9 protein-coding genes are annotated in these 15,689 nt (G+C 71.8%); 6 read left to right on the top strand and 3 right to left on the bottom strand.

The annotated features are described in order from the left end of the window. Positions 1–53 precede the first annotated feature (53 nt). The 3 genes from KIH74_RS28110 to KIH74_RS28100 all read right to left on the bottom strand — a co-directional run bounded on the left by KIH74_RS28110 (position 54) and on the right by KIH74_RS28100 (position 3,774). On the bottom strand, positions 54–1,364 hold the full coding sequence (locus KIH74_RS28110; RefSeq protein WP_214159382.1) for a hypothetical protein: 1,311 nt from the start codon (positions 1,362–1,364) through the stop codon (positions 54–56). A 5-nt stretch (positions 1,365–1,369) separates the two neighbouring features. Further along, on the bottom strand, positions 1,370–2,218 hold the full coding sequence (locus tag KIH74_RS28105) for a hypothetical protein (protein WP_214159381.1): 849 nt from the start codon (positions 2,216–2,218) through the stop codon (positions 1,370–1,372). A 1,037-nt stretch (positions 2,219–3,255) separates the two neighbouring features. Beyond that, positions 3,256–3,774, bottom strand: coding sequence for a sigma factor-like helix-turn-helix DNA-binding protein (locus tag KIH74_RS28100; protein WP_214159380.1), 519 nt, complete (start codon positions 3,772–3,774; stop codon positions 3,256–3,258). Positions 3,775–4,125: 351 nt separating this feature from the next. On the opposite strand from KIH74_RS28100, the gene KIH74_RS28095 reads away from it, so the two are divergent. From KIH74_RS28095 to KIH74_RS28070, 6 genes are all read left to right on the top strand, one after another. Next, positions 4,126–7,014 carry an AfsR/SARP family transcriptional regulator gene (locus KIH74_RS28095; protein WP_214159379.1) on the top strand — a complete coding sequence of 963 codons (2,889 nt, stop codon included), beginning with the start codon at positions 4,126–4,128 and terminating at the stop codon, positions 7,012–7,014. Positions 7,015–7,847: 833 nt separating this feature from the next. Further along, entirely contained in the window at positions 7,848–9,683 is a 1,836-nt protein-coding gene (locus KIH74_RS28090) for an acyl-CoA dehydrogenase family protein (protein ID WP_246573289.1), read from the top strand. 48 nt (positions 9,684–9,731) lie between these two features. Beyond that, positions 9,732–10,022, top strand: coding sequence for an acyl carrier protein (locus KIH74_RS28085; protein ID WP_214159377.1), 291 nt, complete (start codon positions 9,732–9,734; stop codon positions 10,020–10,022). After that, on the top strand, positions 10,019–13,966 hold the full coding sequence (locus KIH74_RS28080) for a non-ribosomal peptide synthetase (RefSeq protein WP_214159376.1): 3,948 nt from the start codon (positions 10,019–10,021) through the stop codon (positions 13,964–13,966). Before KIH74_RS28085 ends, KIH74_RS28080 begins: the two co-directional genes overlap by 4 nt. Next, a complete protein-coding gene (locus KIH74_RS28075) occupies positions 13,953–14,414 on the top strand; it encodes an SRPBCC family protein (RefSeq protein ID WP_214159375.1) in 462 nt (153 codons plus the stop codon). Before KIH74_RS28080 ends, KIH74_RS28075 begins: the two co-directional genes overlap by 14 nt. Beyond that, a complete protein-coding gene (locus KIH74_RS28070) occupies positions 14,411–15,673 on the top strand; it encodes a beta-ketoacyl-[acyl-carrier-protein] synthase family protein (RefSeq protein WP_214159374.1) in 1,263 nt (420 codons plus the stop codon). Before KIH74_RS28075 ends, KIH74_RS28070 begins: the two co-directional genes overlap by 4 nt. Positions 15,674–15,689 lie beyond the last annotated feature (16 nt).

The raw sequence follows: 15,689 nt of genomic DNA, 5'->3' as shown, positions 1-15,689 counted from the left end.
CTCCTTCGGTGTTCTCTCGGACGGACCGTCTCCTGGGCAACGATCGTTTCTGACTATCTCTGTGCCCCAGGCAGAAACAGCGTTCGCGGTGGCGCACCGCACTCCTGCCGCAGTCGTTCACGCAGCTCCCCCACCCGCCGCGTGACCGCCTCGTCCCCGTCCGTCCCGTTCACCAGCAGAACGGGACGTCCCGGATCGGTGGGGAGCACGGCGTCACCCACCTGCGCGCCGGACGGACCGAACCACAGTCCCCCGGCGATAATCTCGGCCTTCCAGCCGTCGTCCGAACCCCACAACGGTTGGACGACGCGGTGTTCCACGACCACCCCAGGCCGGGCCGGGCCACCGTACGCCGGCTCGAACCGCAGCTCGGTGGCCAAAGGCTGCCACAGCACCTCGATCTCGCCGTCAGTGCCCACTCCCGGCACGCTGACCACGATCTCGTCGCCGAACAGCACCGGAAGGCCGGTGAGAACGGCGATCTCGTCCTCCAGCTCCTCCGCCACCTCCTGCCAGAACAAGGCCTCCGGCAACGGCCCGGCGACGACCGGCCGCACCGTCGCCCGCAACCGGGCCGGCAGCAGTGCCAGGTATCCCGCCACCTGTTCCGCCGTGAGGTGTTCTCCCGTAGCTCCTTCCGGCATCGTCCCGGGCACGATCACCAGAGGCCGTCGCGGATCCATCGGTACGCTGTAGACGATGTCGTCGAGCGGCAGCTCGACGCCCGAGGCGGGCAGCAGGACGACCCCGGCCGGGACCGGCAGCACGCGCAGGCCGGGCACCAGACCGGCGGCCGGCAGCAGGGCGAGCTCCGAGCGCCAGGTCGCGCCGAAGAACCACGGCCCGGCCGGCACCGGCTGCGGATGACCGGGCACGAACTGCTGCCAGGACCGCGAGGACGTGCCGTGCACCGGGAACACCGTGTGCCCCGGCACGTGCAGCAGCCGGCCGAACGACGTCACCACCCGCACTCCGTGCAGGTCGGCGAACCGGTGCGCGGCTTCGCCGAACTCCGCCTGAAGTGCTGTGGATGTCTCTGCCACCCAGCGGATTTCGGTCGGCTCGCGGTCGGGTGCCAGCTCCGGAAGCCGGGCCCCCAGAGCGTCGAGGAATTCCCGCACCCCGTTCCCGGGCACCGTGGCGAACAGCACCGTCGGCACCTGCTCACCCGGGTCGGCGTCCGCCACGGCCTCGGCCACCCGCCTCAGCTGTTCCACCCGGCCGGCCGTCCGGGTGGAGGGTTCCGGGTGGGTCACCAGCAGGACGTTCCGGCAGCGCTCGGCCACCAGGCCGGCCATCGGCTCCGGCGCGCTCCAGCCCGGTCCGCCCGGCGGCGTGTCGTCTGCGGCACGCCGCCAGGGCATGCCGATCACAGCAGATCGCACGAGACCTTCGACCCGGCGAACGACCAGATCTGGTCGGTGCCGTCCTGGCTCGTGAGACTGAGGGAGTACGAACCGCTGGAGGTGGTGGTGCCGTCCACCACCACCGACGAGGACAGGCTCCAGGACGAACCGACGGAGGTGCCGGAAGGAGGTGAGATGAGCTGGTGGTGAACCCGGCCGCCGTCGGCGGAGACGGACTGGTCCGGTGCGTTCTCCGAGGCGCTCCAGCCGCTGCCCTGCCCGTGGGCGTACACCGAGGCGGTCGATCCGGACACCCCGGAGTAGACGACGGTGAGCACGCAGCGGTTGTTGTGCTGCATCAGCCAGGCCGGGGAGGTGTTGAACGTGACCGTCCCGTCGAGGGTGGCGATCATGCTGTCGAGCTGTCCGTAGTACGCCCGGGCGGTCATCCCGCCGGACACCGGCACCCCGGCGGACACCAGGGGCGGCAGGTCGGCCGCGCTGATCGTGGACTGCGTGGCCTTCGTCGTGCTGGACGCCGGTTTCGAGCTCTTCCCGGCCTTTTCCGTCGCCTCGGTCTTCGCCGCCGGCTTCTTCGTGCTCCCGGAGTCCTTCGTGACGTCCACGGCCACCGCCGCCTTCGCCGGCTCCCGCTCCGGCTCCGTGCCAGGCTTCTTCCCGGCCTCCCTGGTGGGGCCGGCCGTCGGGGTGGGTGAGTGGCTCGGTGACGGCGAGACCGTGGGCGAGGCCGCGGCGGCCGCCACCGCCAGCGCCGGGACGCCGCCCCCTGAGGGCTCGTCGCCGTCACCCGTCGCCCGCACGGCCATGCCGATCGCGCCGGTGGTCAGGACCACGGCCGCCGTTCCGGTCACGACCAGCGCCAGCCGGTTCCGGCCCTGGCCCCGGCCGGTCCCGGTCGCAGCTGGATCCGGCTGCGTCCCGGCACCAGGCCGCGCCCCACCAACCGGTTGCGCCCCACCAACCGGTTGCGCCTCGGCAACCGGTTGCGCTGCGGCACCCGACTGCACCCCGCCAGCCGACTGCCCCCCGGCACCCGGCCGCACCACGGCACCCGACTGCACCCCGCCGGCCGAGCCCGTCACAGCCCCGGCAGGCAGACCGGTGGCGGTGGAGAACGTCTGCGCCGCAACGACTGCTGCCCCCGCAGCCGAAGAAGATGGCGCCGTACCGGGCACCCCCCGATCCACGCCGGCAGATCCCGCAGAACTGGCAGGCCCCGTGGAACTGGCAGGCCCCGTAGAACTGGCAGACCCGGCAGACCCCCCGACCCCGGCAGGCCCCGCAGACCTTTCAGGCGCCGCAGACCTTTCAGAGCCCGCGGTCCCGGCAGCCGCCGCGGTCCCGACAGCCGCCGCGGTCCCGGCAGCCACCAAAGACCCGGCACTCGCCACGGACCCCGCAGGCCCGGCGCCGGACGTCACCACCGGCACCTGCCCGGTCTCCTCCGGCCCGGCGGGCAACAACTGAGCCCGGCTGAACCGCTTCGACGCCGAAGCCTTTTCAGGATTCTTCGCCTCGGGGGCGGAAGCCTTCTCGGCCATTGACACGAACTCCCTCGCAGTCCCGCCAGCCGGCTGGCATGACCATGTGCTTGCCTCTGGCTGGAGGCCCAGAACCTGCGTCGCCTGAAGAACCGGGAAAGTATTCGGCAACGTTCGACGACGTCAGAGACGGCGGACATTCTTCTTCCGGCCAGGCAACGCCAACCTTAGCCATTCATATTCGCGGAAGCCAAGACGGCCCGATGACTTTGCCCAGAATTACCAGGAGCCGGTTTACCGCAATGTTGTGAAGTTGTGCCGAACCGGGAAAGCCTTTTTTGCGTACCACGGTTCTCGTCGCCTTTCCGGCAGCCGACCCGAATAACCGAACGCTGATTCCGGGGAATTCAGCCGCGCACCACCGAACGGCGCATGAGCGCCAGCGCCTGGTGGTTGCGCGACTTCACCGTGCCCACCGGAATGCGCAGTTCCGCGGCGACCTCGCTCATCGTCAGCCCGTCCACGTAGAGCCGGCGCACCACCCCGGCCTGGTGCGGATGCAGACAGGCCAGCAGCTGCTGCACGGCGAGACTGTCGGTGACCCCGTCGGAGGGGTCAGGTCCCGGGGCCAGCGGCACGTCCCCGTCCCGGACCAGCCCCATCAGCAGTTCGTCCGGCCGGGCGGCGCGTCGGCGCGACTGGTCCACGGCCAGGTTGTGCACCACCGACCGCAGCAGGCGACCCGAGCGTTCCCACCGGTTCGCGGCGGGGTTCTGGCACAGCCGCAGCAGCGCCTCCTGCACCAGGTCCTGGGCCGAGTGCCAGTCCCCACTCAGGCCCAGCGCATAGGCCAGCACCGCTGCGCCGGCCTCCGCGAGCACCTCACCGCCCGGCCCCGAGAGGTCGTCCGCGGGCTTCGGCGGCATGGCGTATTCCTTCCGTCCTGACAAGAGCAGGGGGAAGGTAGAACCGGTCACTCAAGAATGACTCCGCAACCACTCAACGCCTCGTTGAGCGACGCAGCGGCACTTCCCACGAACCCGCCGCAATTGCCGGCGGCCCACCCACCGGCGACTCACCCACCGGCGATCCACACACCGGCGATCCACACACCGGCGATCCACACACCGGCGATCCACACACCGGCGATCCACACACCGGGGGCCGTACAGCTGCCCCACAGCCCGGCCCTATTCCGGTCAGCGGTACCATTCCCGCCCGGGTATGCCACTTCGCACACCCCTTTATCCGCGCGCGCCGAACGGGAGGCGATCACGATGCAGCAGCCATCCGGCGCCGGCCCGGCCGTCCCGTTCCCCACAACCGCCGCTGCCGGCAGCGATGACGACAGTGAAAACGCCCACCCGGTAGAGGTTCTGCTGCTGAACCAGGTGGCGGTCGTCACCCCCGACGGCGTCGTCCCCGCCGGTCCGCCCCGGCGCGGCACGGTGCTGGCCGTGCTCGCCCTGGCCGCTGGTTCCGTCGTCCCCCAGCACACCCTGGTCGACGCCCTCTGGGACGCCGAGCTGCCCGGCAACGCGGCCGCGAACCTCCAGACCTATGTGTGGGGTCTGCGCAAGATCCTGGGAGCCGTCCACCTCGAACGGGTCGGCGACGGCTACCGTCTCGATCTGCCCCGGGCGGCATGCGACGCCCTGCGCGCCGAGGACGCCCTCGGCGACGCCCGCGCGGTGCTGCGCAACGGCCGCCGCGAGCAACGACTCGCCACCGCCGGATCGCTGCACGCCCTGCTCGAACACTGGAACGGCCGGGCGCTGCCGGGCATCCCCGGCAGCTGGGGCGACCAGACCCGCGAGCGCCTGGACCGGTTGCGCACCGAGCTGGTCGGGGTGTGGGCCGAGCTGCTGCTGTCGGCCGGGCAGCCCGAGCAGGTGGTCCGGCCACTGCGGCAGGCCACCGCCGCGGCACCGCTCGACGAGGACCTCGGCGTCCTGCTGGTGCGGGCCCTGCGTGATCTGGGCCGGCACCAGGACGCGCTGGAGGAGTACGAGCGGATCCGCTCCGCGCTGGAGACCGAGCTGTCCGTTCCTCCCGGCCCGGCTCTGCGGTCGCTGCACCGGGAGCTGCGGGCGGCGGGGCACCGGCCGTCGCGATCCACCTCGTCCCCGGCCCAGTTGCCGCCCCTGCCGGATGGTTTCGTCGGCCGGTCGGCGGAGGTTGCCGAGCTGGTCGCCCGGCTGGACCCGGACCGTGGCCCCGGCCCGGCGATCGTCGTCCTGGACGGGCCGGGCGGGATCGGCAAGTCCGCGCTGGGCCTGCGGGTGGCTCACGCCGTGGCCGCCGACTACCCCGACGGGCAGCTCTTCGCCGGCCTGCGCGCCCACCATCCGGGGCACGAGCTCCAGCCGGCCGACGTGCTCCAGGGTTTCGTGCAGGCTCTGGGAGTCCGGCCCGAGCAGGTCCCGGCCGGTGAGGAGCAGCTCTCGGCGCTGCTGCGCTCGCTGCTGGCGGCCCGGCGGGTGCTGATCGTGCTCGACGACGTTCCCTCCGCCCAGGTGGCGCGGCAGATCCTGCCCGGGTCCCCGCACTGCGCCGTCCTCATCACCTCCCGGGCTCGGCTCCAGGGGCTGGTGCTCGCCGAGGGCGCGCACCGGCACGCGGTGCGCCCGCTGCCGGCCGGTGAGTCGCTCGAGCTGCTGCGCCGGCATCTCGGGCCGGCCGCCGTCGACGCCGACCCGCGGTCCGCGCTGCTGCTGGCGGAGCTGTGCGAACACTGGCCCCTGGCGCTGCGGATCGTGGGTGAGCTGGCGATCGCCCACGACGTCCAGTCCTCGTTGCGGGCGATCACCGCGGAGATCCAGGCGATCGGCGACGACTGGATGGAGGGCCTGCGTCTGGACGACGACGACACCACGGCCATGTCCGAGGTGCTGTCCTGGTCGCTGACGCGTCTTCCGGACGACGAGTGCCGCCGGCTCTACCGGCTCCTGGGCTCGTGCCCCACGGTGACGGTCGACGTGAACATCGTGGCCGCGCTGCTCGACGTGTCCCGGGCGCGGGCCGGTCAGCTGATCCTCACCCTGGCCTCCCGGCATCTGCTCGAGCCGGTCGCCGGCCGGCCCGGCTGGTACGTGGTGCACGACCTGATCCGCATGCACGCCCGGGTCCAGAGCCGGGCGATCGAGTCGCCGCAGGTGCGCGACGCGGCCGTGCTGCGGGTGCTGGAGTGGTACGCGGCCTGCGTGGCCGCGGCCCGGGCCTGCCTGCAACTGCCCGCCTCACCGCTGACCGGTGTGCTGGCCGCGCCCGGCGACGCCGGTGAACGGCTGGGCCTGACCTCGCGGGAGACCGCCACCGAGTGGTTCGCGGCCAGCCGCGACAATCTGCTGGCCACGGTGCGCACGGCCGGGGAGCTGACCCACCCGAGCGCCTGGCAGATCACCATCGGCATGGCCGGCTACCTGATGGAGCACCACGACCCCCGGGCGCACGCCCTCACCCACGAGACGGCCATCGAGGTCTCGCGCAGCCTGGGCCGTCCCGGCGTGTCCACCCCGCTGCTGAACAATCTCTCGTTCCTGCACGAACGGCTGGGCAACGCCGACACGGCGATCGAGATGGCGCGCCAGAGTGTGGAGGCCGCGTTCGAGAACGCCGAGCCGGGGCTGATCGCCCACACCTGCGGCCGGCTCGCCTGGCTGGCGCTGAACGCGGGTCTGCTGGGCGAGGCCGCGCAGGCCGCGCAACGGGGTCTGGCGGTGGCCGACCCGGAGGACTGGCGCACCTACGGCCTGCATCTTCCGCTGGTGGGTGTGCTGTTCCGGCAGGGCCGCCCGGACGAGGGGTGGCAGCACGCGCAGCGCACGCTGGAGCTGGCGCGGCGCAGCGAGCTGGGCTGGCCGGTGTTCCACGCCACCTCGGAGGTGGCCCGCAACCTGCTCGACCACCGTCCGCACGACAGTCTGGAGATGCTGGCGCCGGTGCTGTCCGGGTCGGTGGACCTGCCTCCGCTGCACGTGGCCACGGCCCGGGTGACCCAGGCGATGGCGGCGCTGCGCACCGGCGACCACGAGCTGGCGGAGTTCGCCGCACGCACCGCCATGACGGTGTTCGAGGAGACCGGAACCCGCCGTTCCGACGACGCGTCGCGGGCCGCCGAGGTGCTGGCGGAACTGGGCGCCGGCGCACCGGTTACCGGGACGTGAAGGTTGCGGCGGCCTCCGGCGGGGCATCCGATGGTGGACGCCCGGAGCCGGGAAACCTTCCGGGTCACCCGGGACATCTGGTTCTGTCAAGCCAAACACGCACGCAGACAAGCGTCTTCAGATACCTCGCGGTCTCCGGGAACAACGGCCCGATCGCACTGCACCCGGTCCGGATATCGGCCCCGGGCCAACGAACCCGGGCACCGGGGTGCACCACAGGTGAAGACGCGGTTGCCGTGGAACGTCGGCAGCCGCAGGTCCCGTCGCGGCACGGTGAACAAAACGAATAACTGAAAGACGTTCCAGCAGAGTCGTAAACGAGAACCGCACGACACATGGACGGCGCCCTCGGGGAGCATACCCCAGCCTCGTTCACGTCGCGTCAGCCCGGGAACTCACCGCGTGACCCGCCCGGAACGAATCCGGGAGCCCTCACCCGGGCTCCGGACCGCGGCCCGGACCTGCCGTTCGCCACACTCCGTGTTCGTCCGTGCACGGATCGGCGGGTTCCGCGACGACCGTCTCGGAACCCGTTGCCCGATCTCCCGAACTTCCGCCCGGGACATTGGAAATACATGCCGGGAACGGCTTTTTCCACGAGAAGCGACGCCTGGCCGAGCGCTCCACGGCCCGCCGTGCGCTTCGACCGCACGGGCGCTCGTTTGTGCACTTACGTCCCTTATTAGAAAGAAAAACTATCTCGCCGGGTTTGCCGGAACATACGCTCGCCTCGCCGCGGCCGGGGACCTGCCCACATCCCCCCTGCCTTCACGCGGCGCTGTGAAGAACAGGTTCCGGTACGTCAGTTCGTTTCATCGGAAGGACCTTTCGTGATGCCAGGTACTGCCACGCCCCCGACCGGGGCGGTCATCGACGGGGTCAGGCCGTTGACCCAGGCGATCGACCTGGCCGAAGCCCTCGAGAACTGGCTCGGTGACCCGGGCCTGGCGAACAACGCGATCTCGTTCGGGCAGAGCCTTGAGCTGGAGGAACGCGACGAGATGCCGCAGGAGGGCATCGACCGGCTGCGGGCCTTCGGCTTCCACCGTTACTTCGTGCCCGCCCGCCTGGGCGGTGCCCTGCGCACCGCCGACGAGCTGCTGATGCTGACCCGGGCCGTCTCCCGCCGGGACATGAACGTCATGATCGCCGAGAGCACCCAGCTCTGGACGATGCTGCCCTGGATCGCCGGGGACCCCGCCCAGCAGGAGCGTTACGCCGCGCAGGTCCTGGCCGGCGGCGTCATCCCGTGTCTGGCCTACTCCGAGAAGGCACACGGCGCCGACCTGGGGGCGAACGAGTTCCGCGCCACCCCCGACGCCGGGGAATACGTCCTGAACGGCGAGAAGTGGCCGATCAACCGGGGCGACACCTCCACCCACGTGGTGCTGCTCGGCACCACCGGCGACGAGAACACCCCCGACAAGCGCCGCGAGTCACTGTTCTACGTGGAGCGCTCGCAGCTGGAGGCCGGCACGGTGCGCGGGCTCGACCGGGTGCCCACCTACGGCCTGCGCGGCTGCGACATCAGCGGGATCGCCTTCGAGAACGCCCGGGTGGACGCCTCTTCCCGGCTCGGCGCCGAGGGTGCGGGTCTGGAGCTCGCCCTCAAGGGTCTGCTGGTCACCCGCACCTTCTGCACCGGGCTGTCGCTCGGCGCCGGTGACGCGATGCTCCGCACGGTGGCCGACTTCCTCTCCCGGCGCCGGCTCTACGACGGACCTGCCAGCGAGATCCCCTACGTGTCGGAATCTTTGGCCAACTCATACGTCAGCTTGCTGGTCGCCGAGTGCGAGAGCCTGGTGTCGATGCGCGGGATGCACCTGTATCTCGACGAGTTCAGCCTGTGGGCGAACCTGGCCAAGGTCCAGGTGGCCCGGCTCGTCGACGCCAACAGCGCGGTGCTGGCCCGGGTGCTCGGCGCGCGGTACTACATGCGGGCCCCCGAGCACGCCGGCATCTTCCAGAAGCAGCTGCGTGACGGCGCGATCGTGTCGGTGTTCGACGGCAGCGAGCCGGTCTGCCTCGACAGCATCGCGCTCCAGCTGGCCGCCCTGGCCCGCGCCGGGCGCAAGGCCCGCCACGACGACTGGGCGCAGCTGTACGACCTGCGCCGTCCGCTGGAGGAGTTCGACCCGGCCCGGGTCACCATCTTCGGCAAGGGCCGCGACGCGGTGCTGGCCAGCCTGCCCGCGCTGGTCCAGGCCCTCGACGAGGTGAGCCCCTCGCCGGAGCTGCCGGCCGAGCGGCTCGGCCTGCTGCGTGAGCAGGCCGCCGGGCTGTACGAGGAGCTCCAGGCCCTGTTCGCCCGCATCGACGGCTCGCGGCCGTTGATCGCGAAACAGGCCGCGCAGCCGTCCGGCTCGGCCAAGACCACGGCCCCGCAGCTGATGCGCCTGGCCGGCGAGGTGGCCTCCCTGCACACCAAGGTCGCGGCGCTGGGCACCTGGCTGCACAACCGCGACCACCTCGGCGACTTCTTCGCGGCCGCGGAGTGGCTGACCGTCGCCCTGGCCCGGCCGCTGGTGCACCAGTACCAGGTCGGCGACCTGGACCCGGCCACCTCCTGGAACCTGTTCTCCCGCATGGAGGAACAGCGCGCGGACGGCGCCTACTTCTCGGTGCTCGAGGTTCACCAGAGCGCGCCGGGCACGCCGCAGGGCGCCTGAGCACCCGTCCGATCCCCGAAACCAACCGTACGAGAGAGGTTCACCCCCGTGACCAACGCATCCATGACCGTCGAGGACGTCCGCACCATGCTCGTCGAGGCCGTCGCCGTGCAGGCCGGCATCACCCCCGAGGAGGTGCCCGCCGACGAGCCGTTCACCTCCTTCGGCCTGGACTCGATGGCCGCCCTGGCCGTCGGCATGGAGATCGAGGACAACTGCGGCCTGTCCGACCTGGCCACCGACCTGCTGTGGGACTACCCCACGATCAACACGCTGACCGACGCGCTGTGGAAGCTGATGAACCCGCAGGCCGAGCTCGTCGCCGCGGAGGAGCAGTGACCGCCCTGAGAGCCAACCTCCAGCAGTCCGGGCTGTGGTTCATCCACGAGATCGACCCCGGATGCTCGGCCTACCACATCGTTTTCGCCGCCGAGGTGACCGCCGACGCACAGCTCGGGCAGCGGGCGCACGGCGTGCTGACCGACCTGCTCGCCGAGCACGACGCCCTGCGCGCCGCGTTCCGGGCCGGTGACGACGGCCCCACCCAGTGGGTGGCGGACTCGGTGCCGCTGGACGTGCGCAGCACCGACGCCCGAGGCATCGCACCGGAGGCGCTGCGCGAGCAGATCCGCACCGACACGCGTCTGCCCTTCGACCTGGGCCGGCCACCGCTGTGGCGGGTGCACCTTTACCAGATCCGCGACGATGCCTGGGTTTTCGCGGTGGTGCTGCACCACGCCGCGTTCGACTTCTGGACCCTGGCCCTGCTGCTCGGCGAGGTGCGATCCCGGCTGGACGGCACCCCGGCCCCGTTCGCCCTGGACGGCACCGCGTTCGCCCGGTACGCGGACGACCAGGACGCCTTCCTGAACAGCGAGAAGGCGCGGGAACTGCTGAAGGCCGAGGCGCTGCGCCTGGCCGACGCCCCGCCGAGCCTGGACCTGTACGGTGACACGCCCCGTCCCCCGGCGCCGTCGTACGACGGCGGCACCGCCCCGTTCGCGCTGTCGGCGTCCGCCACCGAGGCCGTGCGCCGGCTCGGCCGGGAAACCGCGTCCACGCCGTACATGGTGCTGCTGAGCGCCTGGTTCGTGATGCTGAGCCGACTCAGCGGCAGCCCGGACGTGCTGGTCGGGAGTCCCACCTCCGGCCGGCTCAAGCGTGAGTACCGCGACGCCATCGGCAATTTCGTCAACACCGTCGTCGTCCGTGGGTTCGTGGACGAGGAGCGCACCTACCGCGAGCTGCTCACCGGCACCCGCGACCGCACCCGTGAGGCCCTGCGCGCCCAGGAACTGCCCTTCCCCTGGACCGTGCGGGAACTGGCCCCGCCGCGCGACCCCAGCCGCACGCCGGTCTACCAGGCCGGTTTCGCCTGGGACCGGCTGCCTTTCCTGTCCGACGTGGAAGAGTTCTTCCTTCCCGAGCCCGGCCCGGACGCCCACGCCACCGTCGGCGGCGCCACCCTGCGGCCCTACCCCCTGCCGCAGCAGGAGGGCCAGACCGACCTGTGGATCGAGATGGGCGGCGAGCGCGACGGCGCCTACGGCGGCGTTCTGCGCTACAACACCGACATCTTCACCGCCTCCACCGGTGCCGAGCTGGCGGCGTCGTTCGTGGCGACCGTCGAGTCGCTGGTGTCCGCGCCGGACGTGCCGCTGGGCACGATCGCCCGCGGCGACGAGCGGCAGCGCACCGCGAGCGCGGGCTGGGGCGACGGCCCGGCCCTGGAGCTGCCGTCCGGCCGGCTGCCGGACCTGTTCCGCGAGCAGGTGTTCCGCACGCCGACGGCGGTCGCGGTGGAGGGCGAGGGACGCACCTGGACCTACGCCACGCTGCTGGCGGTGGTGGAGGAGACCGCGACCGCGCTGCGGGAGAGCGGTGTGGGCCCGGGCGACCGGATCGCGGTGATGGCCGAGCGCGGCCCGCACCTGGTGGGTGCCCTGCTCGGGGTGCTGGAGGCCGGGGCGGCGTACGTCCCGCTCGACCCGCACCTGCCGGAGGACCGGCTGGCGTACATGACCGAGGACTCCGGGGCCCGGCTGCTGCTGACCCAGCAGAGCCTGCTCGGGAGCCGGCCGGGCGACGTGCCGGTGCTGGTGCTGGAGGACCTGGCCGGCGGCATGCGGGCCAACCTCGGGCCGCGCTCCGGCGAGGCCGGTTCCGACCTGGCCTACGTGCTGTACACGTCGGGTTCCACCGGGCGTCCCAAGGGTGTGGCCATTCCGCACCACGCGCTGATCAACCTGCTGCTGTCGATGCGGGAGCGCACCGGTTTCGGCCCGGACGACAGCCTGCTGGCGGTCACCACCATCTCGTTCGACATCGCCGGCCTGGAACTGTTCATGCCGCTGCTGTCCGGCGGCCGCGTGGTGCTGTGCGACAGCGGCACCGCCTCGGACGGCGTGGCCCTGTGTCGCCGCATCGAGGAGACCGGGGTGACCTGGATGCAGGCCACCCCGACGGCCTGGCGCATGCTGCGCGACGCCGGCTGGGCCGGGCGTCCCGGGCTGGGGGTGCTGTGCGGCGGTGAGGAACTGCCGCTCGACCTGGCCGCCTTCCTGGCGCCCCGGGTGCGGGCGCTGCACAACGTGTACGGCCCGACCGAGACCACCATCTGGTCGACCGAGGGCCGGGTCGACCCTGCGCGCGGCGTCGACATCGGCGAGCCGCTGGCGAACACCCAGCTGTACGTGCTGGATTCGCAGGGCCGTGGGGTGGAGCCGGGCTTCCCGGGTGAGCTGTGGATCGGCGGCGACGGGCTGGCCCTGGGCTACTGGGACCGACCGGAGCTGACGGCGGAACGGTTCGTGACCGGGCTGCCGGCCGCACCGCAGCGGCGTCTGTACCGCACCGGTGACCGGGCTCGCTGGACCAGCGAGGGACGGCTGCTGCACCACGGCCGTCTGGACAACCAGGTCAAGCTGCGCGGCTACCGGATTGAGCTGGCCGAGGTCGAGTCGGTGCTCCAGGCGGTGCCCGGTGTGGCGACGGCGGTCGTCGTGGTCCGCGACGACAACCTGGTCGGCTACCTGGTGGCCGAGCCGGGGGCCGAGCTGAAGGCCGCGTCGGTGCGCGCCGAGGCGGCGAACTTCCTTCCGCAGTACATGGTTCCGGGCATCCTGATGGTGCTGGACGAGCTGCCGCTGACGGCGAACAAGAAGATCGACCGCAACCGGCTGCCACGGCCGGTGGCCACCTCGGACGCCGCGTTCGAGAAGCCGCGCGACGCCATCGAGATCACCCTGGCCCGGCTCTGGTCGGAGATCCTCGACCTGCCCCAGGTCGGTATCCGCGACAACTTCTTCGACATCGGCGGCCACTCGCTGCTGGCCGTGCGGCTCAGCGCCGCGATCCGGGCCGAGTGGGACGTGGAGGTGCCGGTCTCGGTCCTGTTGCAGCACGGGACCATCGCCGAGCTGGGCACGATCGTGCGTGGCGGCGGGGCCGAGAAGCGCCGCACGCCGGTGGTGGTGCTGCGTGAGGGTGAGGAGGGGCAGGACCCGCTGTTCCTGTTCCACCCGTTCGGCGGCACGGTCTTCTGCTACGTCGAGCTGACCCGGCACCTGCCCGAGGGCCGGCCGGTCGTCGCGATCGAGGCTCCCGGTGTGGAGTCCGAGGGCGAGGCCGAGGTGAGCGTTGAGGAGATGGCCGAGCGGTACCTGGGGCTGATCCGCGAGATCCAGCCGGCCGGCCCCTACACCCTGGGCGGCTGGTGCTTCGGCGGTGTCATCGCCTACGAGGCGGCGGCCCTGCTGAAGGCGTCCGGCGAGCAGGTCGGCCCGATCGCCGCCATCGACAGCCGGGCCCCGATCGAGCAGAACATCCCGGAGATCGCGGACGACGCGACGCTGCTGTCCTGGTTCGCCCGTGACCTGGCGATCCCGGCCGGCAAGACGCTGACCATCCCCGCCGAGCACCTGCGCGAGCTGGGTGGCGACGCCGCGTTCGACCACATCCTCGAGGAGGCCACGGCCATCGGTGTGGTGGCCGAGGACGCCGACCGGGCCCAGATGCTGCGCTATTTCGAGGCCTACCTGGCCAACGGCATCGCCCTCCAGACCTACCTGCCCGAGCCCCGAGACCTGGACCTGGTGCTGCTGCGGGCCCGGGACGAGGAGAGCGACTACGGCGTGAAACTCGGCTGGGACGAACTGATCAAGGGCGACCTGACGGTGATCGACGTTCCCGGCGACCACAACTCCGTGATGTATCCCCCGCACGCCGCCGTCGCCGCCGAGGCGATGGCCCCCTTCCTGGGAGCACCCCATGGCACTGATTGAGGCACGGCACGAGTTCGTCCTGCCGGTTGCGCCGGTGGAGGCCTTCGCCCTGCTGTCCGACCCGGAGCAGGATCCGGTCTGGCAGACGGCGTGCGTGAGCACGGCGCTGCTCGACGGCCCGCCCCGGGTCGGCGGTCACTACACGATCACCTTCAAGCTGATCGGCAAGGTGATGCCGTTCACCGTCGAGATCGACACGTTCGAGCCGGGGGTGCTCTCGGAGTTCCACTCCCTGGAGGGCCCGTTCAGCTACGTGGGCGCCTACGCCTACGAGGACGCCGGTGAGGGCAGCACCCGGGTGCGCTGGAAGTTCGACGTCGACCCCGGCGACTACTTCGGCATCACCCCGAAGAGCCTGGTGCGCAAACTGCTGGTGTCGCAGGTGAAGTCGGACACCGAGAAGCTGGCGGCCAAGTTGCGCGCGACGCAGGAACGGACCTCACGATGAGCGCGGGCGAACGTGTCAGGGTGGTGGTCACCGGTCTCGGCGCCACCACGGCGCTGGGCGGTGACGTCGCCTCCACCTGGGAGGCGATGCTGCGCGGCGAGAGCGGCGTGGGCCTGATCGACGACCCGGAGTGGGTCGGCAAGCTGCCCACCGAGCTGGTCGCCCGGGCCCGGGTCGACCCGCTGACCGAGATCGAGCCGGCGCTGCGCAAGCGGCTGGGCCGCACCGAGCAGCTCGCCGTGGTCGCCGCGGGCGAGGCCTGGAAGGACGCCGGCCTGGACACGGCCGGTGTCGACCCGGACCGGGTCAGCGTGGTGATCTCCTCCGGCATCACCGACATGAACGCGGTGATCGGCGGGTACGACGCCCTGCGCGAGCGCGGCTGGAAGCGGGTGCCGCCGATGACCGTGGCGAGCGCCATGGGCAACGGCTCGGCCGCGGCGGTCAGCATGCTGGTGAACGCCCACGGCGGGGCCAACGCCACGGTGAACGCCTGTTCCTCGGGCACCCAGGCGCTGGCCACAGCGGCCGACCTGATCCGCCGGGGACTGGCCGACGTGGTGGTGGCCGGCGGCGCCGAGTCCCCCCTGCACCCGTTCCTGATCGCGAGTTTCGGTGCGATGCGGGCCGTCTCGGTGCGGATGGACGACCCGGCCGCGGCCTCCCGCCCGTTCGACGCCGACCGGGACGGCCTGGTGCTCGGTGAGGGCGCGGGCATCCTGATCCTGGAGTCGGCCGAGCACGCCCGCCGTCGCGGGGCACGGGCGCACGCCGAGCTGGCCGGGGTCGGCATCTCCTCGGACGCCTTCCACCTGGTGCAGCCCGCACCGGACGGTTCCGGCAGCATCACGGCGATCACCGTGTCGCTCGACGACGCCGGGGTGAGCCCCTCGGACATCGCGTTCCTGAGCGCCAACGGCACCTCCACCACGCCGGGTGACGCCTCGGAAGCCGTTGCGGTGCAGAGCGTCTTCGGTGACGCGTCGGTGGGCCCGGCGGTGACGGCGAACAAGTCGATGCTCGGCCACACGCTCGGTGCGGCCGGGGCGATCGAGTCGATCATCACCATCCTGGGGGTGAAGAACCGGATCGTGCCGGAGACCCTGAACTTCACCCGCGCGGACGAGGGCGTCTCACTCGACGTCGTGCACGACGGCCCGCGCGAGCTGAAGGGTGAGGAGATCGTCGCGGTGAAGAACTCGGCCGGCTTCGGCGGCCACAACGTGGCTCTGGTCTTCCGCGAGGTACCCGCCCCCTGATCCCGCTCCCCTGTCA

It is taken from the genome of Kineosporia corallincola (genome assembly GCF_018499875.1).
Classification (GTDB): domain Bacteria; phylum Actinomycetota; class Actinomycetes; order Actinomycetales; family Kineosporiaceae; genus Kineosporia; species Kineosporia corallincola.
Note: the sequence above shows the minus strand (reverse complement) of the source record. Positions and strands in the feature narration are given on the sequence as shown.